The organism is Amycolatopsis sp. NPDC049868 (genome assembly GCF_044461365.1).
GTDB lineage: Bacteria > Actinomycetota > Actinomycetes > Mycobacteriales > Pseudonocardiaceae > Amycolatopsis.
In genome coordinates this window covers 174,262-199,307 of sequence record NZ_JBITKV010000007.1, presented here as the reverse complement: position 1 = coordinate 199,307, position 25,046 = coordinate 174,262, and the positions used below count along the sequence as shown (strand labels likewise).

The window sequence follows — 25,046 nt, the reverse complement described above, 5'->3', positions numbered from 1 at the left end:
GGAGTGGCGTGTGTGGTCGTCCGGACGAACCGGAACTACTCCGCCTCGCGATCCACCGGGCGGCGCCACGGGGCACGGGAAAAGTTGGTCAACACCAACACGGTTATGCGTCGGCCACCTCGGCCGAGGTCGGCAGGGAGGGATGCGCTCCGTGCCGTGTCACGACGACGGCGGCCACTTTCGCTGCGAAACCGCAGGCAGCCACTACAGCCGCGGTCGTCGGCTCACCGGGGATTTCCGCGAGCCGGACGGCAAGCGCTCCGACGAACGAATCCCCCGCGGCGGTGGTGTCCACCGCCCGTACCGCGACGGCCGGGACGTGCGCGGACGACGACGGGTCGAGAACGGCACATCCCGCGGCCCCCAGGGTCACGATCACCCACCGGCATCCCGTGGCGAACAGTTCGGCACCGCCGCGCCGCAAACCGTTGCCGTCGAACGGATCCTGACCGGTGAGTTGCCGGAATTCGATTTCGTTCGACACGACCACATCGCTGAACGGCAGCAGCTTCCTTGCCACGTCACCGGCGGGCGCGGTGTTGAGCACGGTCAGCACGCCACGCAAGCGAGCAGCCGCGAAAGCGCGTTCCGTCGCTTCGGCCGCCGCCTCCAACTGGCCCGCGACGACCCGGAGCCCCGGCAGTTCGCTGATCGCCGCTTCGGCCGCCGCCGCCGGGATGTCGGCGTTCGCCCCGGACACGACGACGATCGAGTTGACGCCCTCGGCGTCGACGGTGATCGCCGCCCGGCCGGTGGGCAGCGCGGACCTGCGCACGTGGGTGACGTCGGCGCCCTCGGCGAGCAGGGCTTCCAGGTACTCGTCGCCGTCCTCGTCCTCGCCGACGCAGCCGATCACGGCCACTTCCGCGCCGAGCCGGGCGGCGGCGACCGCTTGGTTGCCGCCTTTCCCGCCCAGCTCCCGGCTCGCCGAAAACCCCATCAGGGTCTCGCCCGGCTCCGGAATGCGCGGCGCCTGGACGATGTGATCGACGTTGAGCGACGCGACCACCGCTATCGCGCGGCTCATGCGGTCAGCCACCGGGCCGGGACGTCTCGCATCAGCCGGGCCACGGCTTCGGCCGCGACGCCTTCGGCTTCGAGCAGATCAGCGAAGATCGTCGGCACGAAGACGAGCCCGTTCCCGCCGTTGTGCGTCCACATCTGCTTCAGGAACAGGTCGTGCGACAACATGATCTGGTCGCCGAAGCCCTCGTGCACCCACCTCGCCACGGCGCGAGCGGTCCGGGAAACCGTCGGGGCGACGCCTTCGCCGGGGAACGAGATGTCGAGGCCGATCATGTCGAACTCCAGCAGCACGCCGCGGTCGAGAAGCTCGCGTTGATATCCCGGGTCGTCACCGGAGGGATCGCTGTGCGCCAGCGCCACTTTGGCCGGAAGCGCACCGCATTCCTCCAGCACGAGGTCGAGCACTTCGTGCCCGCGGCGCTGCCAGCCCGGCATGTGGATGTTCAGCCCCACGGACGGCCGCTCCGCCTGCGCGAGCGCCGCGGCCCGCAAAGAGGCCCGCTCCCCGGCGGTGAAGAGCGGCGAAACACCGACCTCGCCGATGACACCGGCCCGGATCCCCGTCTCGCCGACGCCCTCGTCCAGTTCGGCGAGGATGCGCTCGGTCTGCGCATCGACGGTGACCGCGGTGATGCGCTCCCCCTCGAACTTCTCCAGATACGCACCGGTGCCCATGACGATGGTGACCCCGGTGGCCGCTGCGACCGCCGCCAAGGCGAGCGGATCCCGGCCGATCGCCGCGCTGCCGGTCGCGTCGACCACCGTGCCGCCGCCCGCCGCGGCGAACGCGGTCACCTCGCGCACGACGCTCGCCCGGTCCTTGGCCGCCACGTTGTCGGCGCAGCAGTACGGATCCTGACGAAGCAGGAACTGCAGGCCCGGCCCCACTTCCGCCCCGGCGAGCCGCCGCGTGGAGGCATAGGAGGGTTCGGCGACCGCGGACGACAGATCGTTGAAGAGGTGCTCGTGCGGCAGGACCAACCCGAGATCCGCCGCGTCGACCGCACCGAGAACGCCGCGCACCTCAGCCACGACGCACCTCGGCCGGCTGGGCGAGGACCGCCGGTTCGGCCGTGTGCCGCGACGGGATCATCGCGATCGCCGCGGCCGCCAGTGCCACGACCGCGCCGATGACGGTGACCAGGTGCAGGCTGGAACCCGCCGCGGGAGCGACGACTTCGAGCAGCAGCGACCCGATGAGCTGTCCGGCCGTGGAGGCCAGCCCCAGCAGCAGGAGCCCCAGACCACGCACCAGCAAGGCCATCAACGCGATCGACAGGAGGCCGAGCGGCCCGCCGAAGTACATCCACCAGGTGCCCGGCAACGCGAAGTGGGCGCCCGAGACCGCCATCCGCACCACGTACACGAGGCCGAGCGCCACGAAGCCGATGAGGAAGTTCCAGGTGATGGATACGAACATCGAGCCGGACAGCAGGCCTACCTCGGAATTGCCGGCGGGCTGCCAGCCGGCGAGCAGGCCACCGACGAACGGCATGATCGCCAGCGCGATCATGTGCGGGGCCGACCAGTTCGGGGACACCACCAGCACCGTGGCGCAGATGGCGAGGATCGCCCCGGCCACGCGCGGCGCGCTCATCGCCTGCTTGAACGGGACGCCGATGCCGAGGCGGTCGCACACCACACCGGAGATGACCATGCCGGAGATCAGCGAGGTCTGGAAGATCGCCACCCCGAGGAAACCCACCGTGACACCTTCGGAGAGCACGATCACCGCACCGCACAGACCGGCGAAGAAGTTCCACCGCGGGATCTCGCCGCGCACCAGCTGACCGGGCAGCCGGAAGAACGCGTCGCGCGTCCGGGTCCGGGCCAGCACGATGATCAGCATCAGCACCAGGCCGGTGCCGAAGGACACCAGCGCGGCGGCGTGCCCGTCGGCGAGCGCGGTACCGAGATGTCCGTTGACGAGTGACTGCAACGGGCCGAGCATTCCGGCGAAGACGGTCGCGATCGTCAGGACGACGACCGAGGCGGCGCGGCCGGTGGATGACGTACTCATCGAATCCTCCTTGATCCAGAGTGCGCGCGGCTCAGATTTCGCGGCCGGCGAGCCACGTCATCGCCTGTGCGAAGAGCTTGCGGTAGCCGTCCCAGTCCATGAACTCCTCCGGAGCCCAGTGCGGGGAGATGTCCGACGTGAACGCGAGAGTGCGGCCGCGGCCGACCTGGCGCGCGGCCAGCATGACGTCGCCCTCGACGGTGGCGAGCAGCTCCGCGTCCGGTTTCAGCGTGGTGTGCTGGTAACCCAGCAGGATCGGCCACTCCTGGTCGAGGCCGGCGACCACCGGGTGGCCGGATCGCACGACGTGGGCACGGACGCCCTCCGGCGTCTCGACGCGGTCGTCGTACGGGTCGATGTCGACCGGGAGGATCTCCTCGATCGGCGTCCGGTGGTAGTTGGCCTTGCCCTCGAAGCCCTGGAAGCTCAGATAGCCGCCGGCCATCATCAGACCGCCGCCGTTCGTGACCCACTCGCGCAGCAGCTTGAGCCGGTTGGGCGTCGGACGGCCGCGAGTGAAGGTGTCCGGGTGCAGCAGCAGGGTGTTGGAGCCGATGTCGGAGAGCAGGACGACGTCGTAGGCGCCGAGTTCCTCCAGCGTCTGCGGGAACTTCTCGGCCACGTCGTGCGAACGCAGGTGAGTCACCTCGACCCCTTCCGCGGCCAGCGCCGCCAGCAGGCGCTCGCACCCGATCTCCACCTGCGTATGCGCGAACGGGTCGTATCCCTTGTGGTCGATCGTCGCACTGACCCACGACTCCCCGGCTAGCAGGACCTTGACCATCGACGACTCCTTCGAGCGAAAAGCGCTTAGCGTTTGTTGCGCAACGTAGCGCAACGTCGTCAATATAAGATGCTGTCGCAGTCGCCGTCAACGCTCAACGGGGAGGAGCCGGATGTCGCTGGCGAAGGTGGCCCGAGAGGCCGGAGTGGCCGTGTCGACGGTGTCGAGGTACGTCAAGGGGGAGCTCAACGTCGCCTCCGAGACGGCCCGGCGCATCGACGCCGCGCTGTCGGCCGAAGGGCATCCGCCCGTGCGGAAACAGGTGACCGGCCTCAGCCTCGGCCTGGTGGTCCCGTCGCTGGACAACCCGTACTTCTCCACGCTGGCGGACGCGGTGGTCGACGCCGCCGCGACGGACGGCGTCGACGTGCTCACCACGCTCACCGGGTCGTCGCCGTCACGGGAACGCGCCGCCGTCGAGCGCCTGAGGCGGGTGCCGGATGTGGGCGGGCTGATCTACCTGGGGATGAACACCACCAACGAAGCCTTCACGGGCCGCCTGGCAGGCGATTTCCCGGTGGTCTTCCTCGACGAGTACGTCGAAGCCGCCGGACCGCGGATCGCGCATGTCACCGCGAACGGTTTCGGCGGCGCCTACCAGGCGACCACCCATCTGATCTCCCAGGGCCACCGGCGGATCGCCCATGTCGGTGGACCGGCCGGGCTGCGAACGGCCGACCAGCGCGAGGCCGGCTACCGGGCCGCCCTGAAGTCGCACGAGGTCGAGGTGGACGAATCGATGATCGTGCGCGGCGCCTTCAGCTCGGAGTTCGGCATGAACTTCTTCGCGCATATGGCGCGGACCGGCGCGGCGCCGACGGCCGTGTTCACCGCCAGCGACATCGCGGCGGTCGGCCTGCTCGAAGCGGCCCGCCGCGCCGGGGTCTCGGTGCCGGGAGACCTTTCGGTGATCGGCTGCGACGGAATCACCCTCGGCGAATGGACGTCGCCGCGGCTGACCACCGTCGCGCAGCCGACGGAACAGATGGCCCGCAAGGCGGTCGACGAGATCACCCGTCTCGCGGCCGGCCGCGACCCCTCCGACCACGTGCTCTCCATGCGGCTCGTCGTCCGCGAATCGACCCAGGAGTACCCCGCATGACTGACGAAGCCCTCGCGTTGCTCCGCGATCTGGTGCGCCACGACACCACTTCCGGCGACAGCGCCGCGCAGTCCGCCGCGCAGGAGCTGGCCGTCTCCTACGCCACCGCGACTCCGGGCGTACGCGTGCTGCGACGTTCCACCGCCGGGCGACCGTGGGTGCTGCTCGGCACCGATTCCGGCGACGGGGCGCTGTTCGTGTGTCATATCGACACCGTCCCCGTCGGCTCCGCCGCGCTGTGGGAACGCGCCCCGTTCTCCGCGGACATCGACGAAGAGTTCCTGCACGGCCGCGGCAGCGTCGACATGAAGGGCGGGCTGGTCGCCGCGCTGGCGGCGTTGCGCAACGCCGCGGAAACCGGTGCCTGCGCGCGGATCCTCATCACCAGCGACGAAGAGATCGGCTGCCGGGGCGCGGCCGAGGCCTCGGCCGCGCTGGATTTGACGCCGCGGATCGTCGTGGTGCCGGAGGCGACCCGGAACCGCGTCTCACTCGGACACCGCGGAGCCACCTGGCTGCGGCTCACCGCGGCGGGGAAGGCGGCCCACGGCTCCACACCCCGGCTCGGCCGCAACGCGATCCGGTTACTCGCCGACCGGGTCCTCGGCGCACTCGATTCCCTCCCCTTGGCCGCCGACGACTATCTGGGCAAGGAGACCGTCAACGTCGGCACCTTCGAGGGCGGGACCGCGACGAACATCGTGCCCGCGTCGGCTGTTCTGACGCTGGATGTGCGCACTGTGGACGGTGGAGCGCCGGCGATCGCCTGGGCTTCCTCGCTCGATCCGGCCATCAGCGCGGAGGTGGATCTCGATCTGCCCGCCGTCCGGACCGCGCGCCTGCCCGCGCTGCTCTCCGGCCAGGCGACCGCACCCGCCGCCACCTATTTCACCGACGCCTCGGCTTTGGCCGGGTCGGTGGCCGGAGCGCCGATCGTGATCTGGGGCCCGGGAGATCCCCGGGAGATGCACGCGGCGAACGAAAAGCTGGAACTGGAATCCTGGCGGCAGGCTTCGCGCGACTACCTTGAGCTGATCTTGTCCGCCGCGCGCTGAGCGGTTCCGCATCCGCGGATCTTCGCCGTCAACCCAGCTTGAGCCACCCCAGCGCCAGCGCGACGACGAACCCGCTCGCCAAGACGACGAGAACGCCGATGAGGACCAGCCAGGCGACGGGCATCGCCTTGGAGGGCATCGGTTGCCGGTGCGAGAGCCCGGACGTCTGAGCCGAGTCGGGCGGCGTGTCGCCCGGCTGGACACCACCTCCTGGCTCGCGGCGGGTTTTCTCGGGTTCCGGGTCGGGCGGCTGGGCTGTCATCGCCGGTACTCCTTCGGTCGGTCTCCCCGGTCGGATACCCGAACGACGGGGACGAAACCCTGCGGCCGGGCCGGGAAAACCTGTTTGTCCCCGGCCTCGACGGGTACGCGCGGGTATAAGACGACGAAGGAGGCATCGTGCGACGCCGAGACCGCCGCATCCTGCGGAAGATCGACGAAGAACTGACCACGAACGATCCCGATCTCGCGGCGGCCTTCGGCCGGGTGAAGCTTTCCGCGAACGTCCAGGCCTGGTGGGCCGTGCTCGTCGTCGCCGAGATCACCGCGATCCTCATGATCACGGTGGGACTCTTCAGCAACAGGGGCCTCGTGTTCCTGGCCGGAGTCGCCGCCGCGAGCGCGCTCGTATGGACGCACAACACCTACCGGACGAAGCCGGCCGGGCTCCTCGAACCGAAGCGGTTCCGAGCTCTGACAACGGTCTCAGCGGCTATGGCGCTCCTTGTGGTGACGGACCACGGCGACCGGGCAGGGCGCGTGGTGGACCATGGCGCGGCTGACCGAGCCCAGAAGAGCACGGCGCAGCGGCCCGCGTCCGTGACTGCCGACGACGAGCAGCGCGGCCCCTTCGGCTTGCTCCGCCAGCGCGTGAGCGGGCCGGTCGACCGCGATCACGCGGTGGACGGGGACGTCCGGATACCGTTCCCGATATCCGGCCAGTGATTCGTCGAGCAGGGGCTTTCCCCGTTCCTCGATGATCTCCCGGTCGCGCTCGGTGGGAGTCACCGCCATCGCTTCGAGCGGAAGATCGGACCAGACGTGCAAGGCCACCAGCGCGCAATCGTGCCGGTCGGCGAAGTCGTAGGCGAATCCGATGGCTTCCTTGCTGGTCTCGGATCCGTCGACGCCGACCACGACCTTTCGGTCGCCGTCCGCCGGCGGTTCATCGCCTGCGCGCACGACCACCATGGGCCGGTGGTAGTCGTGCAGGAGTTCGTTGGCCGTCGAGCCGACCAGGAGCCTGGGCAGCGCGGTGAGCCCCGACGACCCGATCACCAGCAGATCCGCGTTCTCCGCGGCGTCGGCCAGTGCCTCGGGTGCGCGGCCGGACAACAGCCTCGTCGACACGGCCAGCTCCGGCCATGCCCGACGGCATTCCTGCGCGATGTCGCCGAGCATGGCCTCGGCGTGCCGCTGCGCTGTTTCCTGACCTGCTTCGAGGAACCCCGGACGCGGCCAAGCCCCGCCGCCTGGGAGGGCTTCGGGTACGGGCGGGAACCCGACGACATGGGCGACGACCAATCCGCGGCCGCGGGCGGCGGCTTCGCCCGCAGCCCAGCGCACGGCCTTCCCCGCTTCTTCGGAGCCGTCATAGCCTGCGACGACGGCGCCTTTGTCCATTGTGGATTCCGTTGACGACATCACGCTCACGTCACTCCCAAACTACGGGGCCCTGACAACGCCAGGACTACCACGTCCGGCGGTCGTCGAAACCTCGAACCGCCGCGTCGAGCAGCGAGACGACTTCCTCGTCGCTGGTCTGTGAGAAGTCCTCATACCAGTGGCCGACAGCTCTGAACTGCTCCGGTTCGATCAGACAGCGGACGTCGTCCGCTTCGTCGCGCAGCAGCTCGGGTGCCCGCACGGCGCACACCGGAGTGGCGAACATCAACCGGCGCGGCTCCGTCCGGCGCAGGGCCCGCAGCGCGGCTGTCGCCGTGACACCGGTGGCCAGTCCGTCGTCCACCAGCAGTACGTCCCGGCCGCGCGTCGCGACCGGCGCGCGATCGCCGTGATAGCGACGGAGCCGGCGGCGCGCCTCCGCTCGCTCGGCTTCGCACGTTCGCGCCAGGTCGGCCGGGCTCAGCCCGAGCTTGCGCATCGTGTACGTGTCGTAATAGGGCGGCCCGTCCGCCGTCACCGCGCCCACCCCGAACTCCGGGTGCCAGGGCGCGCCGATCTTGCGGGACACGGCGACATCCAGCGGCGCACCGAATTCACAGGCGACTTCCGCGGCGACCGGCACACCGCCCCTGGCCAGACCGAGCACCACCGGATCGGGCCAGTCCGGCCGCCCGATCCGGTGGGCCAACCGCCGTCCGGCCATCCGCCGGTCGGCGAACGCGCGATACGTAGCCGGCATGACTTCGACCTCCTCCACCAAGGCGTACCCACGAGCGGAACGGGCAAACCCGGGGCTCCGGCCGTCAGGCGAGTGCCGCGATCAGCCCGATCGCCAGCGCCGTCCGTTCCGGGATGTGCTTCACGAGGATGTGTTCGTCGCGTGCGTGGGCACCACCTCCGACGGCACCGAGGCCGTCGAGCACCGGGCGGCCCAGCGCGGACACGAAGTTGCCGTCGCTCGCCCCGCCCACCGCGGTCTCCTCCAGCTCCCAGCCCGCTTCGGCGGCCACCTTCCGCGCGGTCGCGAACAGTGCCCGCGACGGCTCGTTCGGGGTCATCGGCGGTCGATTCCACTCCCCCTCGACCGAAACGGTCACGCGGGGATCGGCGGCTTCCAGACCGGCGAACACCTTGTCGATCCGGTCCATTTCGGACGGTTCGGCGACACGGACGTCGACACCGCAGCCGGCGCCGCCCGCGGTGACGTTACGACCGGTACCGCCGGAAATGGTGCCGACGTTGACCGTGGTCCCGAGCTCGCGCGAGCCCGCGGACGCCAGCTGTCCGACGATCTCGGCGAGGGCATGGATCGCGCTCGCTCCCGCGTACGGGTCCAGGCCCGCGTGCGCCTCGACACCGATGGCGGTCACGTCGAACAGGCCGACCCCCTTGCGCGCGGTCTTCAGCTTGCCGTCCAGCGATGCCTCGAAGACGAGGGTAGCCAGCGCGCCTTCGCTGGCCGCTTCGATGTGCGGCCGTGAGTGGGGGCTGCCGATCTCCTCGTCGCCGTTGAAGAGGAACTTGACCGACGGATGCGGAAGGCCGAGTTCGCGGAGGCCTCGCAGGGCCCAGACCGATTGCACCAGGCCGAGTTTCATGTCGAACGCGCCCGGACCGGTGACACGGCCGTCCTCGTCGGTGTACGGCCATCCGGCAAGCGTGCCCGTCGGCCAGACGGTGTCGTAGTGACTCAGCAGCAGAACCGTTCCCGGCGCCGTCCCCGCGTAGCCCAGTTCGAGTACGTCGCCTCGGACGGTGTCGGTGTGGCGGGTCTCGGCATCGGGCGCGCCGAGACGGTCGAAGACCCAGGCCCGGATGGTGTCGAGGCCTTTGTCCAGCATCGGCTTGTCGTAGCTGTGCGTCTCCAGCGCGACGATGCTCCGGAGATCGTCGAGCATGGCGGGCAGTGCCTGCCGGGACCAATCCGTGTGTGACAAGAGAATCCCTTCCTAGCGAACGGGGGCACCGGGGCCGAGCGGGATGCCGAACACCCAGAACACGAAGAACAGCAACGTCCACACCACCAGCAGGGCGAACGAGAGCGGGACCGTCATCGAGAACAGCGTGCCGATCCCCGCGGAACGCCGGTAACGCTGCAGGAAACCCAGTGCCATCACGAAATACGGGCTCATCGGGGTGATCGCGTTCGTGCACGAGTCCGCGATGCGGTACAGCGCCTGCGTGGTCTCCGGCGGGATGTCCAGCAACATCAGCATCGGCACGAACACCGGGCCGATCAGCGCCCATTGGGCGGAGCCGCTGGTGACGATCAGGTTCACCAGGGTCACCACCACGAGGATGCCCAGCATGACGACCGGCCCGGAGACGCCGGCGGATTTGAGCAGCCCGGCGCCGTTGATCGCGGTGATCTCACCGATTCCGGTCCATTTGAAGTAGCCCAGGAACTGGGAGATGGCGAAGAACAGCACCAGGATCGGCGCCATCTCGCGGAAGCCGTGGGCCATGAACCCCGGGATGTCACGGCTGCTGGTGACCGTCCCGGCGACCTTGCCGTAGGCCCAGCCCGCGGCCAGGAAGCCGAGCGCGAGGAAGATCGAGATGGAGGTCAGCAACGGTGACTCGATGATGCTTCCGCCCTTGCCGCGTAAGGGCGACGACGCGGGCAGCACCGCCAGCACCAGTGCGACCACGAAGACGGCCAGCGCGATGAGCGCGGCCAGCAGGCCCCGTCGTTCCTGGCGGCTGAGCTGGAGCGAGCCGAGATCGTCCTCCTCCGCGTCGTCGTCGACAGGCATCGCCTCGGCGCGCCGCGCGAGGACCTTCTCGGTCACGAGCGTGATCACGGCGGCCAGCACGACCGACGACGCGAGCGAGAAGAAGTAATTGGCCAGTGGGGTGACCGAATAGGCCGGATCGATCGTTTGCGCCGCCGCCGTGGTCAGCCCGGACAGGATGGCGTCGGTCGGCGTGATCAGCGGGCTCGCGTCGTATCCGGCGGAGATGGACACGAACGCGACCACGATGCCCAGGATCGGGCTCCGCCCCACCGCACGGAAAGCCAAGGCCCCCAACGGGATCAGCACCACGTAGGCCGCGTCGGACGCGACGTGGGACACCATTCCGGTGAACGCCAGCGCGAAGGTCACCCACCGCGGCGAAACCTTCGAAACACCGGACCGGAGCACGGCCGCGAGCAGACCGGACCGCTCGGCGACCGCCACGCCGAGCATCACCACGAGGATCGTGCCCAGCGGCGGGAACGACGTGTAGCTCTTGACCGCGTCGGTCACCATCATCCGCACGCCGTCGGCGGACAACAGGTTCTTCGCCTCGACCGTCTTGCCCGTGGCCGGGTTCACCGCCGACACCCCGGCCGCGCTGAGCCCCCAGCTGGCCAGTGCCAGCACTCCGCTCAGGAGGACGAACAGCCAGAACGGATGAGGCAGCTTGTTGCCGAGCCGCTCGACGCCGTCGAGCGCGCGCAGCAGGAGGTTCATCGGACGTGAGGCCGTTCTGGCCTGGCTGGAACTCACCGGCGCGGCTCCTTCCTGATCGGAGGCCCATTACAAACTCAAGCGACCGAATAGTGCAACCTTGAAATGAATCCTGCACGAATCAGTCAGGTAGTATCCTCTGATGACTGATACATTCACTCGATGCTGACCGAACCCGACCTCGACCTGATCGCGGCGCTCCAGATCGCCCCGCGCGCCTCGGTCGCCACGCTCGCCGAGGCGCTCGACGTTTCCGCCAGCACGGTGGGACGGCGGCTGGTCCGGCTCGAGGAACAGCGGATCCTCCGGGTGATCGGCCAGGTCGAGTGGACGGCGAGGGCTCGCGGGAACCCGCGGCACGTCTGGGTCACGACCGAACCGGGCGCGTCCGGTTCGGCGGCGAAGGCGCTCGCACGGTTTCCCGAGGTCCAGCTCGCGGCGGAGACGGCGGGCCGGTCGGACGTCTACCTGGCCGTGCACGTGCCGGACCGAGCCGGGGCGCGCGACCTGCTCGCCGAGCGCATCCCCGGCGTGCCGGGGGTGGCGGGAACCCATTCGGAGCTGGTGCTGCGGGCACTGACCAGAGCCGACTCCTGGCGTCTACACCGGCTGAGCGAAGACCAGCAGAAGATCCTGTCCCGCGAACAGGTGGTCCCGACCGCGCCTGACGGATTCACCGCCGACGAGGTCGGCCCGGACGAGCGGCGGCTCATCCGGCTCCTGTCCGGGAACGGGCGGATCACCGCGGCCGAAGCGGGCCGGAGCCTCGACCTCAGCCAGTCCACCGCCTACCGGCTGATCCAGTCGACGTTGCGGCGCGGCATCGTCCGGCCGCGCGTCGAGGTGGAACCCGCGCAGCTCGGCTACGAACTGGAGGCGGTCATCGCGCTGACCATCACCCCGGGCGCCATCCAGGCCGTGGCCGAAGAACTGGCGCGGCATCCGTCGGCGCGGTACGTGTCGATCGTCGCCGGCACCGCTTCGGTCATCCACCAGGGCGTGTTCCGGAACGAGGACGAGATGGCCGACTTCCTCACCAGGGACCTCGCCCCCTTACCCGGGATCACCGCATCGCAGGTCTCCGTGGTGCTGCGCATGCTGCGCCGATACTGGCTGTACCGGGAGGACGGCAGATTCGCCCCGGACCACACCTGAGGCCGGTGCTGTCCCGGGCGAAGATCGTGCGGGCGATCACTGGCAGAGCGCTTCAACCGACCGCCAAGTGAAGACGAAGGCATCCGCACTGACAGTCCTGTTTGGACAAAGGCGGCGTTCTCGGCTACGGACCGTACGCACGAAGGTGTCGACGGCCGACTCGGCTATACCGTCGAGTTCGTCCTTCGGGAGGGCGCGAGCGGGATTCCAGCGCGCCGATGCCGAACCGGCCGACAGCCAGCAGAGCGTGAGTACCGGAACGCGCGGCCGAGGCCAGGACCAGCGGGTCGTCTGCCTCGTCGGCCGCCTGCATGGCGCGCTCTGCCGCGATCCACGCGAGGTCGGCTTCACCGATCTTGCTCAGCGTCGTCGCGGCCAGATGGTGAACGCGGGCCGACACCGCAGCGCAGGCCCGCCGGTAGGCGGCATCATCGGCCGAAGCGGACTCCCATGCCCTGGCTGGTCTCGATCAGGCCCGACAGCGCGGCGACGACACGGCCGAGGTCGCCCTTCTGGTAGCTGGACCAGGCACCTTCGACCAGCTGAGCGGACCGGGGCCGGGTCGATGTACTCAGGCGACATGGCGGACGAGAACAGGGTGCGTGAGAGGCGTCGCGGGGCCATGAGCGCGTCTCGGATGGCCGGGACGTCGTCGTTCTTGTCCTCGTCCTCCGTGAGCACGGGGTCGCCGAGGAGGTCTCCCAGCGTCACCCGCAGGCCCCGCGCGACGCCTGCCAGCACATCCAGACGGCGGATCTCGCGTTCACCGCGCTCGATCTTGCTCAACCAGTCCTCAGTACGGCCCACCAAGTCCGCGAGAACCGCCTGCGACAGACCACGCCGCCGCCGGTAGAAGGCAATACGCTCCCCGATGCTGAGCTGATCACCCGCACCACGCATACCTTCAGGCTAACAGCTGGCGGACACGTAAGTGATCATCCACATCCGGCGACCATCCTGTTGGCACACCTCGACGCAGCAGCTCATTTACGATATAGAACGCACAGTATCGTCGTACTTACTCTGAAGATGATCGTCTTTTACCTTGCCATTCATTGACTGACGAATAAACACGCCCAGGTCTTTGTCGTTCAAAAGCATTACTAGGCCAGATTTTTCGCCATGGATGCGCTTGACGTGAGAGAGGTAATGGTTCTTAACCTCGCCGCGGAATATTATAAACACAAGCCTCCCCGACGCGCCGCTCATATAGTAGTAAGCCTGATGAAAGTCCGACGCGCCCAGATCCTCGTAATTCTTGCACTCAAATATTACTTGAGTTGCATCATAGCGCTGTCGCATAATCGACCAGAATCCCGAATGTGCCCGATTTGACGCGATCCAGTCGCGCCGCATTGTGCCATCGACATCGCGAACTTGATCTTGAACATTATGTAATGGGCGGTGCAGGCATAGGCGAATAATGTTGCCAACCAAGTTCTCGAACCCGCTAGCCGACTCTCGTCCAGTTGGCAATGTCTTTAAGTCGTCTTGCAGTTCCGCAAGACGTTCCCTGTACGCATCCAGGGTAAGGGCGTCTGGGAGATCTAGGATCAACCCTTGTCGTCTATTTAGGTCCACCAATGACGAAACAAGAGCGTCCTGCATGTCCAGTGCCTCACGATAAGTCGGATGCACAAGAATATCAGTCTTGTCGGAGACGGGAGGAGGAGTCGTATCCTTTGGTCCTGCGGAGCGATAGATCACACCGCGACTTCCGCTGCCGCGTCGATCGTGAAGTCCGACAAATCCAATGTCGTAGAGGAGTCTGACAAGTAGCTCTGGCGAGTTATAGTTAAAGAACCAACTCTTGCAATTCGAGGTTATCTCGGAGTCTTCTGATAGCTTGTGTAGGAAGTCCTCAAAGCCGCCAAGGCTAAACTTGAAACCTAGCCCATAGAAGCTGCTCAGCACGAGACCTATCTGCGTGTAGTTTTCCTGGTACTCGTCCGAGAGATCCTTTAGTCGACTGTCGGAGAAGCGCCTGCGAGCACTTTCAAGGTCCTCCAGCATTACTCTGCTGTGCCCATTTGCCTGTGCTGTATCCAATGCTAGAGTGCAGTAGGTAAGCACATCTCGCGGCTTGCCTTGGCAAAATCCAAATACTATCTCGTGTGCCTTCTCGCCATCTTCAAAGAAGGCATTCCAGGTCTTGCCGCCCAGTTCAAGTTTGGTTGTCAGTGGCGCATTAACCCGACGTTCGACCATCTCGCGAAGCTGTCGTTCGGTCCAATCCAGGCCCACGACGCCCGTTTCAAGGCGCGAGAACTCGCTGTCAACTATTCGAACGCGCTCAAACATGTTCTCGCGCAGGAACATGAGCACCCGCACGCCAGGGACCTGGCTGTTAATTTCCAGGGCGGCATGCATCATTGCCGTCAGGTAGTGAACCGCTTGCTGTGATCCGTCCCAGTAGTCATCGATGGCATCAATAAGTATTGTCCAGGGCTGCTGTTCATTCAGTACGCCAGTAAGTTCGCGTGCGATATTCTTTGCAACCTTGACCTCGGTGAGCCAAGTGGCGTCGTCCTGAACCCTGAGTGGGCGAGTTAAGTTGGCGATGAATTTTACAGTGCGAACATCGAAATCGTCATCGGAATAGTCGTTATTCTCACGTGCGAGAACTGGAGAAACGCCGTTTAGGTCACAGGAGCTGGAGCGCATCCAGGCAAAGAGTGCTTCGTCTTGGAGGCTACGCCTAAAAGCTGCTAGCAGGCTTCTGAACGGCTTTTGGTTCATGTCTGAGAACAGGTCGACCTCTAGGGTTGAACTGCTTGGCGAGAACAGTTCGGGGCGAATCGATATTACTTGCGTTTGGGCCTCCTCTAGATATCGAACGATAGTAGTTTTTCCGGTGCCGCGTCGGCCCACGAAGAAGCAGTGTGGGTTCTCGACATCGAGAGCGGCATTCAACGCTGGAGTTCTCACGAAGACGTCGCGCTTTCGCAGTGTCTTGTCATACTCCGCAAAAGCTTGGCCTAGGTGAATCTTTTCCAGTGCGCGTCGCGGCAAGGACTCAGGAGAAGTAGGGCCGTTTTCAGGGAGGCCTTGCACTTTACGGCTTGAGCGTTTCGCCACTTTCGAACCCACCGACTTTCTGACTGGCTGAATGCTGCCGAACTTGGCTCTATGGGATCAAGGGCGCGCCGCCGCCGGGCGGCGCGCAGGGCGCGTTGGTAGCTCCTCGCCTGGGCGTCCGTGCCGGTTCCCGACACGGCGGGCTGCCGCTCCGCTCCGCCCACCGGCCGGGCGACGCGGCCGCCAGCAAGTCACCTTGCGCAGCGCCACCCAACGGCAGCGCACATCTCCCCATGGCCAACGTCGGCCCTCCTCAACGAGCGTCGTGACATACCGGTCGTCGATGTATCGCCACCTGTTACGCCCAGTCGTCGATCCCCTCCATCCCGACGCCTGATCGTGACAACGGCCGGTGGCATCGGGTCAAGGCTGGAAAGCGTGCCTTGACCCGATGCCACCGGCCGCGTGCTGGCTTCGTATCGGAATGGGGGGGGGGAGGCGTGGGACAGGATTTCGCCAGGCCGTCTACAAGCCGTCAGACGTCGAGTAGGACCAAGATCCACCGAGAACTGTCGAGAGACGTTTAAGCAGCTCAGAGGCCGTTTCAAGCATTGTCGCCAGGACGGCCGAAATCAGCCGAGAGATCACCGCCGCCTACGAAGGCAGGCTCGCCAGGTATCCCGAGTGGGACCGGCTGATGGCGGCGATCCCCGAAGTCCGGTTCGGCTGAGTTCCAGTACTCCCCCTTGCCGAGGACCGCACGGAAGCGACTCCCCCGGTCAAGAGGGAGCAAACGCGTGACACCACGATGAAACCGCGGTGAAACCGGCTGCTCGCACTCTCCTCTCATCCGTGGCCGCCAGCGCCACGAAGAAGCGAGGAGGGACATGACCAGCACACGAGCACGATCGGCGATCACGGTGGCCGGGTTGCGCAAGTCGTTCGGCGGCAACGTGGTGCTCGACGGCATCGACCTGGAGGTCGCCGAAGGCACGACGTTCTCGCTGCTCGGCCCCAACGGGGCTGGCAAGACCACCGCGGTACAGATCCTGTCCACCCTGATCGGCCCGGACGGCGGTCAAGCGTGGATCGCCGGGCACGACCTCGCGAAGGAACCGGAGGCGGTCCGCCGCGCGATCGGGGTCACCGGCCAGTTCTCCGCCGTGGACGACCTGCTCACCGGCGAGGAGAACCTCGTCCTCATGGCCGACCTGAACCACCTCGGCCGCGCCGAGGGCCGACGGCGAGTCGCCGAGTTGCTCGACCGGTTCGAGCTCACGGAGGCCGCCGGGAAGCCGGCCTCGACCTACTCCGGTGGCATGCGGCGCCGCCTGGACCTGGCGATGACGCTGGTCGGCGGCCCGCGGATCATCTTCCTCGACGAGCCGACCACCGGTCTGGACCCGCGAAGCCGCCACACGATGTGGCAGATCGTCCGCGAACTGGTGGCCGAGGGCGTCACGATCTTCCTGACCACGCAGTACCTGGAAGAGGCCGACGAACTGGCGGACCGGATCGCCGTCCTCGACCACGGCAAGCTCGTCGCGTCCGGCACCCCGGAAGAGCTCAAGCGCGGTATCCCCGGCGGCCACGTGCGGCTTCGCTTCAGCGACGCGGCCCGTCTCGACGCGGCGTCCCGCGCTCTCGGTGGGGCGACCCGTGACGACGACGCGCTCACCCTGCAGGTTCCCGGCGACGGCGGCGTCCCGGCCTTGCGGGCACTCCTGGACCGGCTGGAGCACGCCTCGATCGAAGTCGACGAATTGTCCGTGCACACCCCGGACCTCGACGACGTGTTCTTCGCTCTCACCGGGCACCCGACCACCACGATGGAGAAGACCCGATGAACGACGCGGTGACCATGGTGCGGCGCAACACCAAGCACACCTTGCGCAATCCCAGCACGATGATCATGACGATCGCGCTTCCGGTGATCCTGCTGCTGTTGTTCGTCGGCGTGTTCGGCGGCGCGCTGAGCGCCGGCCTCGGCCCGGCCGGGCAGAGCGGCGACTACATCGACTACTTGGTGGCCGGGATCCTCCTGATGACCGTGGGCTACGGCTCCACCACCACGGCCATGGCCGTCAACCGGGACATGACCGCGGGCATCATCAACCGCTTCCGCACGATGGGGATTTCCCGTACGGCGGTGCTGACCGGTCACGTCGTCGGCTCGTCCGTGCGCACGCTGATCAGCGCGGCTCTGGTCGTCGGTGTCGCCCTGTTGCTCGGCTTCCGGCCCACCGGTGATCCCGTCCGCTGGCTGGCCGTCCTCGGACTGCTCACGCTGCTCGTGCTCGCGCTCACCTGGCTGGCGGTCGCGGTCGGCCTGCTCGCCAAGACCGCGGAAGGCACCGGCCCCTTCGTATTCATCGTCCAATTGCTGCCGTTCCTCAGCAGCGCGTTCGTCTCACCGGAGACGATGTCCGCGCCGGTGCGCTGGTTCGCGACACACGAGCCGTTCACACCGATCATCGACGCGTTGCGCGGATTGCTGCTGGACACGCCGATCAAGGACGGCGGCCTGCTCGCGGTCGCCTGGTGTGCCGGCCTCGGGCTGGCGGGCTACCTGTGGTCCCGGATGTTGTTCAAACGGGATCCGAGCCGGTGAGCTGACTCCTCATCCGGAGTGCCGCCAAGGCCGCGGACCTCAGCCCCTGGGAGTCGAGGCCGGCGTACAACGACACCGCGTCGTCGTACGCCGGCCGATCGGCCCGCACGGCGATGTCCCGGATCCGCTCCGAAGACATCGCCGGCTGAAACGCACGCAGCAACCCGAAACGCTCGACGAGAGCGATCAGCCGGACACCACGGACCGTGGCACCGCGGTCGAGGTCCGCCACGGCCAGTGCCAGCAGGAGCGAACCACAGATCGGGAATTCCGGCACCGGCGCCGAAGTGACCATTGTGGACAGCATGCCCGGCACCGCGTCGACGATGTCCCCCACCGAATCGAGACACCCGTGGCGGGCATGGGTCACCACGGCGACCGCTTCGACTTCGAAAGGCCAGAGCCCGGACAGATCCCCTCCCCCGCTCATCGTGTGATCGGCTGCTTGCCGCCACAGACGCAGTCCTGCCTCGACATCCCCACGGCCGAGGAGGATCTCGGCACGCGCACAGATCTCGAATATCACCGGAACGCTCTCGTTTCCGTCGCTCCGCACCGCGTCCAGCCCGCGCTCGGCCTCGTCGAAGGCACCGCGCTGCAGATTCGCCAGTACCAGCGCCCACCGCCCTCGCGAGGCGGTCGACCACCCGAGCTGCTCCGTGATCGACAGCGCGGCTTCCAGGTGCCAGAACGCCGCGTCACCGGGATCCACCTGCAGGCACAGCTCGCCGACGCGGCCATGAGCCACCGCCGTGAGCAAGGGCGTTCGACCGCCTTCGGCGGCTTCGAGCATCCGCCTCGCCGAGCGCAATGCGCCCTCCAGGTCGTTCGTGCTCTCGGACAGATAGCTGAGCACGTAGCAGGCGACGGCGGCGGACAGCGGCTCCTCGCTGGAGGACATCGCGTTCAGCGTGGGGAGATCAGGTGCGATCAGCGCGAGGTGAGCGGCCCGGATCAAGGTGTCCGGCGGGCCGGACGGCAGTCGGCGCAGGACGACGAGCGCGCGAATCGGGCTGACCTCCGGCATGACGAACCCGACCATCGCGCCCAGCACGGCGACCGTCCTGACGGTTTCGAGGAGATCGACCGGCGGCCGGGTATGCGACAACACCCAGGCGATGTCCTTCGCCAGCATGGCCAAGCGGCTGAAGTTCGACTCGGTGACCCACAAACTTCCCAGTAGCGCGGCGATCACCGCGACGGACGCGCCGTCCTCCCGGTCGAGCCCGTACCGGAGCGCCTGGAGGAGGTTGTCCTGCTCCGTCCGGATCTCCTCCACGGCCGCGAAATCCGAGACGAGATCGTCTTGAAGCCATCGCGCTCCGAAAGCGGCGGCCCAGCCGAGGAAACGGTCGACGACCTCTTCGGTCTCGCCGGTCTCTTCCCGCCGCGTGGAGCAGTACTCGCGCACGGTCTCCAGCATCACGAAACGCGCGACCGGCCCGCTTTCGACCACTTTCAGCAGCGACTGATCGACCAGCCGCTCCAAGACACCGTCGTCACCGAGCAGCTGACGAGCCGCGTCCGAGGTGAATCCTCCGGGGAAGATCGAGAGTGCGCGCAGCGCCGCCTGCCCCTCATGTTCGAGAAGATGCCAACTCCACTCGATGACGGCGTGGAGTGTGCGGTGCCGCCGCGGCGCGTCCCGCGCGCCACCCCGCAGCAAGGTGAACCGGTCGTCCAGCCGCGCGGCGATCTCGGCGACCGACATCACCCGTACGCGGGCCGCCGCCAGCTCCGCCGCCAGTGGCAGCCCGTCCAGGCGCCTGCAAAGGTCCCGTACCACCGTCGGAGGCAGATCGACGGCGAGACGAGCCGCTCGTGCCCGGCGGCCGAAGAGCTCGACCATCGTCGGGAGATCGAGCTCGGGCAGCGGGTACACCGCTTCCGACGAGAGGCCGAGCGGAGCGCGGCTGGTGGTGAGCACCCGCAGGTCCTTGCTCAAGGCCACCAGGGCCCGGACCAGTTCGGCGACTCCACTCACCACGTGTTCGCAGTTGTCCAGCACCAGCAGGACGGAGGCCGGACCGAGAGCTTCGACGATCCCGGCGACGCCGCCGTTTCGTCCGGCGGCCCGCCCGGACGGACCGAACCCCCCTTCTCGCATACCGAGGGCGGACGCGACCTCGCCGACCACGTCGTCGGCCCCGGTGACGCCGGCAAGCCCGACGAAATGCACCACGCGCTGCTCCGCCTCGCGAGCGACCGCGTGCGCGAGCCTCGTTTTGCCCAAGCCCCCGGCGCCGACGATCGACGTCACCCGTGACGAGCGCACCAGATCCGCCACCGCGGTGATGTCCTTGTCGCGACCGAGCAAGGGGTTGGGCTCCTGCCGTACTCCCTGCCGGATCACCGGGGCCTCGCTCAGCAACAGTTCGCGATGCACGTCCTGCACCGCGACGCCAGGGTCGCTTCCCAGCTCCTCACGTAGTTCACGCCGATAGGTGTCGTACCTGCTCAACGCCGTCGCCGGCCCCACCGTGACCGCCTCGCAGCGGAGCAATTCAGCCAGGACCTCCTCGTCCCGGGGGCGCTCCGACATCAACCGGCGAAGCGGCTCGACCGCTTCCGAGCGCCGCCCCAACCGGGACAGCGTCAGTGCGCGCGTGCGCTTCAGCGACCGATACGCGGGCACTCGTTCCGCGCGCAACGTGGCAAGCGGGTCACCGGGCGCCTCACACCAGCTTTCGGCACCCTCGCACAACGCGAGTCCCGCCTCCGAGTGCCGAAGCGCCGCAGCGTGATCACCGGCGCGAGCGCATCGTTCGCCGGCCGACGCGTTGAGCAGCACGGCGGACGCATCGACCTGATCCTCGTTCAGCGAGAGCCGATACCCGGCGGGCGTGCTGAGAATGACGTCGGCGCCGAGCCTGGCGCGGGTACGGGACACCAGGACCTGCAGTGCTTTGGCTGGATGCTCGGGACGTTCCTCCGGCCAGAGCCCGTCCACCAGCCGAGCCGCGCTACAGCCCACGTGCGGATCCGCCGCGAGGAGCGCGACGAGACCGCGCATCCCGGAGCCGGTGATCTCCAGGCCCCGGTAGGAAACCCGCGACAGCAGCGACAGCTCGATGGTCACTTTGGTCAGAGTAGCCCCGGTATGTCCCTGGCACCCGGCGTTCAGGCCGTGTCAGGGCGGTGTCAGCACCGTGTCAGCACGCTCGGCGATCGTGATCCCCGCAAGTCTTCATCAGGAGGGGGCACGACATGGTGGACGGAACATCCGAGCAGGGCAACGCGGCCGAAGAAGGCCATGACGGCAGGGGCGTCGAACACGGCTGGGGCAAGGTCGCCGACGTCTTCCGCAAGAACTTCAAGGAAAACCCCGGCGAAGTCGGCGCGGCGTGCAGCGTCTACATCGGCGGCCGCCAGGTCGTCAATCTGTGGGACGGTCTCGCCGATCGCGAAGCGAACCGGCCGTGGCACAAGAACACCATCGTCCAGGTCGCGTCCACCACGAAGGGCGCCACCGCGATCTGCGCCCACCTGCTGGCGCAACGTGGTGAACTGGACCTGGACGCACCGGTCGCCCGATACTGGCCGGAATTCGGCAACGCGGGCAAGGAAGACATCACGGTGCGCTGGCTGCTGTCACACCAGGCGGGCCTCCCGATCGTCGACGGACCGCTGACCTTCGAGCAGGCATGTTCCTGGCACCCGGTCATCCGCGCCCTCGAGGCACAGCGACCGCTGTGGAAACCGGGAACCGAGCACGTCTACCACAGCGTCACCTATGGCTTCCTGGTCGGGGAAGTCGTTCGCCGGATCACCGGCAAATCACTCGGGACCTTCTTCGCCGACGAGGTCGCCCGGCCGCTCGGACTCAGCGCCTGGATCGGACTACCCGAGAAACACGAGAGCCGGGTGAGCAAACTCCACTACGCCGCCCCGTTCACCTTGGAAGAACTGATCGACGGCATGATCAAGCTGACCGGGCTGGACGCGGACACCGTCACCAGATGGGTCAAAGCCCTCTGGGAGCCCGGTTCCGTGCAAGCCCGCGCGGGCGAACTGGGCGGCGCCCTCGACCCCACGACCGACTACTTCACCTCCCGCGCCTGGCGCGCCGCGGAGTTCCCGGCCGCGAACATGCTCGCCGACGCGCGCTCCATCGCCCGGATGTACGCCGCCACGGTGAGCACCGTCGACGGAGTCCGCCTGCTGAACCGGGCGACGGTCGAGAAGATGACCGCCGTCCAGACCGACCGGACACCGATGCACGGACTGCCCCCGGGACTGAACATCCCGGCCGACCGCTCCTTCTACATGTCCCTCGGATTCCACCGCGCCTGCGCGCCGATGCCGATGACCGGACCGGGCTCGTTCGGCCACCCGGGCTCCGGCGGATCGATCGGCTTCGCGGACCCGGACGCCGAAGTCGGCTTCGGCTACGTCACCAATCTCTGGAACTTCCGGCCCGACGACCCCAGGGCGGCGAACCTGACCAAAGCCGTCCGCGCCTGCCTCGGCTGACGAACGTGTCGCTCATGCCTTCGTGGTGAGACCGGTCGCGACGAGATCGATGAGCAGATCGAGGATCTTGGGATGGCCGGCGGGGTCGCCGAGGCGGTCGGCGAACATCGGTACCAGCAGCACAACTTGCAGGACACCGACGATGACCCCGGGGTCGACGTCGAGAAGGTCGCCTTCTCGCTGTTTCTCGGCGACGAATTCAGCGAGTGCGGTGGCCGGGTCGTCGTCGACGCCGGCCACCCGCTCTTGGTCGGCTTTGCGCGCGACCATGCGCATCTCGTCGGGGGCGCCGTCGTCGCGGTCGCCGTGTTCGCGGTGGCCTATCTGTTCATCGCCACCGAGAAGGTCCCCAAGATGGCCGTCGCCCTCGCCGGCGCGGGCATCGTGCTCGCCACCGGCGTCGTCGGCTCCGAAGACGCGTTCTACTCCCACGACACCGGCGTGGACTGGGACGTCGTCTTCCTACTCCTCGGCATGATGATCATCGTCGGAGTCCTGCGGAAGACCGGCGTCTTCGAATTCACCGCGATCTGGGCCACCAAACGCGCCAAGGGCTCACCGCTGCGGATCATGATCCTGCTGGTCCTCATCACCGCGGTCGCGTCGGCGTTCCTGGACAACGTCACCACGGTACTGCTCATGGCACCGGTGACCCTGCTGGTCTGCGACCGCCTCGACATCAACCCCGTGCCCTTTCTCATCGCCGAGGTCATGGCCTCGAACATCGGCGGCGCCGCCACCCTGATCGGCGACCCGCCCAACATCATCATCGGCAGCCGCGCCGGCCTGACGTTCAACGACTTCCTCGTCAACATGGCCCCGATCGTGGCGATCGAAATCGCCGTCTTCTGCCTTGTCCTGCCTAGGCTGTTCCGCGGTTCCTTCACCGTCGACCCGGACCGCGTCGCCGACGTGATGGCCCTCAACGAGCGCGAAGCCATCCACGACAAACGGCTTCTCATCAAATGCGGCGTCGTGCTCCTAGGCGTTTTCGCCGCCTTCATCGGACACTCGTTCCTCCACATCGAACCCTCCGTCGTCGCCCTGCTCGGCGCCGGAGCACTCGTGCTGCTGTCCCAAGCCAAACCGAAGGACTACCTCGCCAGCGTCGAATGGGAGACGCTGCTGTTCTTCGCCGGCCTGTTCATCATGATCGGCGCCCTGGTCAAAACCGGCGTCATCGGCGACCTCGCGAAACTCGCCGCCGACGCCACCGGAGGCAACGCCCTCCTCGCCGTCATGCTCATCCTCGGCGTGTCAGCACTCCTGTCCGGCGTCGTCGACAACATCCCTTACGTAGCCACCATGAGCCCGCTCGTCCTCGGCCTCACCAACGACATCGCCGACCCCACCCACTCCGAAGCCCTCTGGTGGTCCCTCGCCCTCGGAGCCGACTTCGGCGGCAACGCCACCGCCATCGGCGCCAGCGCCAACGTCGTCGTCCTCGGCATCGCCGCACGCGCCGGAAGCCCCATCTCCTTCTGGGAATTCACCAAGAAGGGCGTCCTCGTCACCCTGATCACCGTCCTCGTCGCCGCGCCCTACCTCTGGCTCCGCTACTTCGTCTTCGCATAGGGCCGGTCCGAAACCGAAGAGGTCGGCGAACACGCGTTCAAATCCACTGTCAGATAAGCGAGATCCTGTTCGACGTGGTCGACGTGTGCACCGGCGCGGCGCATACAGCGGCCGCTCTTCCGTGACGTCGCCACCGCGACCACCTCACCCGCCTGGGATTCGGCGAGGAACGTTCGAGTCGCTTTGTGTCCGAGCAAGCGCGCGACGGCCGGTGGCGGGGCGGATCTCCACACCGGGACCATCCTCCGGCACTTCCGGGCCGGACGTCTCGGCCACCCCGTCGACGAGGCGGCGTTGGAGGTCGAGAACGGCTTTGGCCCTCGCGAACTCCACCGGCGTGAACGGCAACAGGGGACGCGTGATCACCACTTGCCCACCTTCAGGAGCGACCAGGCGCATCGGCCGCCCGTCACCGGCTTTCGACTCTCGAGGCCTTTTGGCCGGCTGCCAGGAGATGTCGCAATCCCCCAGCACGGCCCGGAGCAGCTTCGCCGAGTCGGCCCGCGGAGAGGCCGACTGGGCCGCGATCGTCAGTACTCGCGTGGGCAAGTCGACGAACTCGTGCACGTCCGCCGGTACGACCCGCACGTCCCGGCCGCCGCCCAGCTCGGTCACCGCCGCGATGTCCGCCGCGGTCACCCCTTCCGGAGCGCGCAGGAGGAACTCGTCGACCACGCCCTCCGGCACGGCCAGCACCTGCATGGACACGATGTCGTACCGGTGCGCCGCCAACGCCGCGGTCACCCCCGCCAAACTCCCGGGCACGTCACGTACGGTGGCGCGGATCCGCCACGCCAGACCCGGTCGCGGGGCGTGCTCGCCCCCAGCGTCCCGGGCCGATTCCCGTCGCGGGCGGTGCAACCACCATCGCCGCCCGGCGGCGGTCGCGATCAGAAGCAGGCCCAGCCCGAACAGCACGGCAGGCCCGACGCGGTTGAGCGACATCGTGCTGACGAACAGATGGGCGACACCTGCGGCGATGAACAAGGCCGCGAGCTCCATCAGCTCCCGGCCCATCGAAGTCTTCGATCCCGTGGCGGTCTCCGACCGCACCTTCGATCTGCTCATACCGACAAGCTTCCGCTGTCTCCTTTACCGTTGACTTCTTCCACTGTCACGATTCAGTTAACGCGCAGACCGGTCGAC

19 protein-coding genes and 2 pseudogenes are annotated in these 25,046 nt (G+C 67.5%); 8 read left to right on the top strand and 13 right to left on the bottom strand.

Annotation, left to right across the window (positions count from 1 at the left end):
- Positions 1-103: 103 nt before the first annotated feature.
- From ACIBTM_RS27985 to ACIBTM_RS27970, 4 genes are read right to left on the bottom strand one after another with little or no spacing between them, the layout of a single operon-like run.
- Entirely contained in the window at positions 104-1,027 is a 924-nt protein-coding gene (locus ACIBTM_RS27985; RefSeq protein ID WP_395880121.1) for a ribokinase, read from the bottom strand.
- Positions 1,024-2,058: a phosphotriesterase gene (locus ACIBTM_RS27980; protein WP_395880120.1), complete on the bottom strand. Its 1,035-nt coding sequence runs from the start codon at positions 2,056-2,058 to the stop codon at positions 1,024-1,026. The genes ACIBTM_RS27985 and ACIBTM_RS27980 overlap by 4 nt, the downstream gene beginning before the upstream one ends.
- Entirely contained in the window at positions 2,051-3,046 is a 996-nt protein-coding gene (locus tag ACIBTM_RS27975; RefSeq protein WP_395880119.1) for a DMT family transporter, read from the bottom strand. Before ACIBTM_RS27975 ends, ACIBTM_RS27980 begins: the two co-directional genes overlap by 8 nt.
- A gap of 31 nt (positions 3,047-3,077) precedes the next feature.
- The gene (locus ACIBTM_RS27970) at positions 3,078-3,830 is read right to left on the bottom strand and encodes a glutamine amidotransferase (protein ID WP_395880118.1); all 753 of its coding nucleotides are present in this window, start codon (positions 3,828-3,830) and stop codon (positions 3,078-3,080) included.
- 112 nt (positions 3,831-3,942) lie between these two features.
- Here ACIBTM_RS27970 and ACIBTM_RS27965 point away from each other — a divergent pair, with 112 nt between their 5' ends.
- Complete coding sequence (locus ACIBTM_RS27965; RefSeq protein ID WP_395880117.1) at positions 3,943-4,932, top strand: LacI family DNA-binding transcriptional regulator; 990 nt, start codon at positions 3,943-3,945, stop codon at positions 4,930-4,932.
- On the top strand, positions 4,929-5,987 hold the full coding sequence (locus ACIBTM_RS27960) for a M20 family metallopeptidase (RefSeq protein ID WP_395880116.1): 1,059 nt from the start codon (positions 4,929-4,931) through the stop codon (positions 5,985-5,987). The genes ACIBTM_RS27965 and ACIBTM_RS27960 overlap by 4 nt, the downstream gene beginning before the upstream one ends.
- 28 nt (positions 5,988-6,015) lie before the next feature.
- Here ACIBTM_RS27960 and ACIBTM_RS27955 read toward each other — a convergent pair whose 3' ends face one another.
- Positions 6,016-6,249 carry a DUF6480 family protein gene (locus tag ACIBTM_RS27955; protein ID WP_395880115.1) on the bottom strand — a complete coding sequence of 78 codons (234 nt, stop codon included), beginning with the start codon at positions 6,247-6,249 and terminating at the stop codon, positions 6,016-6,018.
- 137 nt (positions 6,250-6,386) lie between these two features.
- Here ACIBTM_RS27955 and ACIBTM_RS27950 point away from each other — a divergent pair.
- Positions 6,387-6,560 (top strand): annotated as a pseudogene (locus ACIBTM_RS27950) (DUF3040 domain-containing protein); the annotation flags it as partial.
- Between the two features lie 132 nt (positions 6,561-6,692).
- On the opposite strand, the gene ACIBTM_RS27945 reads toward ACIBTM_RS27950, so the two are convergent.
- From ACIBTM_RS27945 to ACIBTM_RS27930, 4 genes are all read right to left on the bottom strand, one after another.
- The gene (locus tag ACIBTM_RS27945) at positions 6,693-7,631 is read right to left on the bottom strand and encodes a universal stress protein (protein WP_395880114.1); all 939 of its coding nucleotides are present in this window, start codon (positions 7,629-7,631) and stop codon (positions 6,693-6,695) included.
- A 46-nt stretch (positions 7,632-7,677) separates the two neighbouring features.
- Positions 7,678-8,352 carry a phosphoribosyltransferase gene (locus ACIBTM_RS27940; protein ID WP_395880113.1) on the bottom strand — a complete coding sequence of 225 codons (675 nt, stop codon included), beginning with the start codon at positions 8,350-8,352 and terminating at the stop codon, positions 7,678-7,680.
- A gap of 64 nt (positions 8,353-8,416) precedes the next feature.
- Positions 8,417-9,511 (bottom strand): M20 family metallopeptidase, encoded by a 1,095-nt coding sequence (locus ACIBTM_RS27935; protein WP_395880327.1) that lies wholly within the window; start codon positions 9,509-9,511, stop codon positions 8,417-8,419.
- A gap of 51 nt (positions 9,512-9,562) precedes the next feature.
- Positions 9,563-11,071: an AbgT family transporter gene (locus tag ACIBTM_RS27930; protein ID WP_395880326.1), complete on the bottom strand. Its 1,509-nt coding sequence runs from the start codon at positions 11,069-11,071 to the stop codon at positions 9,563-9,565.
- Positions 11,072-11,230: 159 nt separating this feature from the next.
- Between ACIBTM_RS27930 and ACIBTM_RS27925 the strand changes: the two genes are divergently transcribed.
- Positions 11,231-12,223, top strand: a complete 993-nt coding sequence (locus ACIBTM_RS27925; protein ID WP_395880112.1) for an Lrp/AsnC family transcriptional regulator — start codon at positions 11,231-11,233, stop codon at positions 12,221-12,223.
- Positions 12,224-12,446: 223 nt separating this feature from the next.
- Here the strand turns inward: ACIBTM_RS27925 and ACIBTM_RS27920 are convergent.
- Together ACIBTM_RS27920 and ACIBTM_RS27915 are read right to left on the bottom strand one after the other, a co-directional pair.
- A pseudogene (locus tag ACIBTM_RS27920) lies at positions 12,447-13,123 on the bottom strand (helix-turn-helix domain-containing protein); the annotation flags it as partial.
- A gap of 87 nt (positions 13,124-13,210) precedes the next feature.
- The gene (locus ACIBTM_RS27915; RefSeq protein ID WP_395880111.1) at positions 13,211-15,313 is read right to left on the bottom strand and encodes a P-loop ATPase, Sll1717 family; all 2,103 of its coding nucleotides are present in this window, start codon (positions 15,311-15,313) and stop codon (positions 13,211-13,213) included.
- A gap of 815 nt (positions 15,314-16,128) precedes the next feature.
- On the opposite strand from ACIBTM_RS27915, the gene ACIBTM_RS27910 reads away from it, so the two are divergent.
- Positions 16,129-17,088, top strand: a complete 960-nt coding sequence (locus tag ACIBTM_RS27910) for an ATP-binding cassette domain-containing protein (protein ID WP_395880110.1) — start codon at positions 16,129-16,131, stop codon at positions 17,086-17,088.
- On the top strand, positions 17,085-17,852 hold the full coding sequence (locus tag ACIBTM_RS27905; protein WP_395880109.1) for an ABC transporter permease: 768 nt from the start codon (positions 17,085-17,087) through the stop codon (positions 17,850-17,852). The genes ACIBTM_RS27910 and ACIBTM_RS27905 overlap by 4 nt, the downstream gene beginning before the upstream one ends.
- Here the strand turns inward: ACIBTM_RS27905 and ACIBTM_RS27900 are convergent.
- Positions 17,830-20,931: an ATP-binding protein gene (locus tag ACIBTM_RS27900; RefSeq protein WP_395880108.1), complete on the bottom strand. Its 3,102-nt coding sequence runs from the start codon at positions 20,929-20,931 to the stop codon at positions 17,830-17,832. The two genes, ACIBTM_RS27905 and ACIBTM_RS27900, sit on opposite strands and share 23 nt — an antisense overlap.
- Before the next feature lie 128 nt (positions 20,932-21,059).
- Here ACIBTM_RS27900 and ACIBTM_RS27895 point away from each other — a divergent pair, with 128 nt between their 5' ends.
- Together ACIBTM_RS27895 and ACIBTM_RS27890 are read left to right on the top strand one after the other, a co-directional pair.
- A complete protein-coding gene (locus ACIBTM_RS27895) occupies positions 21,060-22,325 on the top strand; it encodes a serine hydrolase domain-containing protein (protein ID WP_395880107.1) in 1,266 nt (421 codons plus the stop codon).
- Positions 22,326-22,571: 246 nt separating this feature from the next.
- Positions 22,572-23,900 carry an SLC13 family permease gene (locus ACIBTM_RS27890; protein ID WP_395880325.1) on the top strand — a complete coding sequence of 443 codons (1,329 nt, stop codon included), beginning with the start codon at positions 22,572-22,574 and terminating at the stop codon, positions 23,898-23,900.
- A 144-nt stretch (positions 23,901-24,044) separates the two neighbouring features.
- Here the strand turns inward: ACIBTM_RS27890 and ACIBTM_RS27885 are convergent, their stop codons facing one another.
- Positions 24,045-24,968, bottom strand: a complete 924-nt coding sequence (locus tag ACIBTM_RS27885) for a hypothetical protein (RefSeq protein WP_395880106.1) — start codon at positions 24,966-24,968, stop codon at positions 24,045-24,047.
- Positions 24,969-25,046 lie beyond the last annotated feature (78 nt).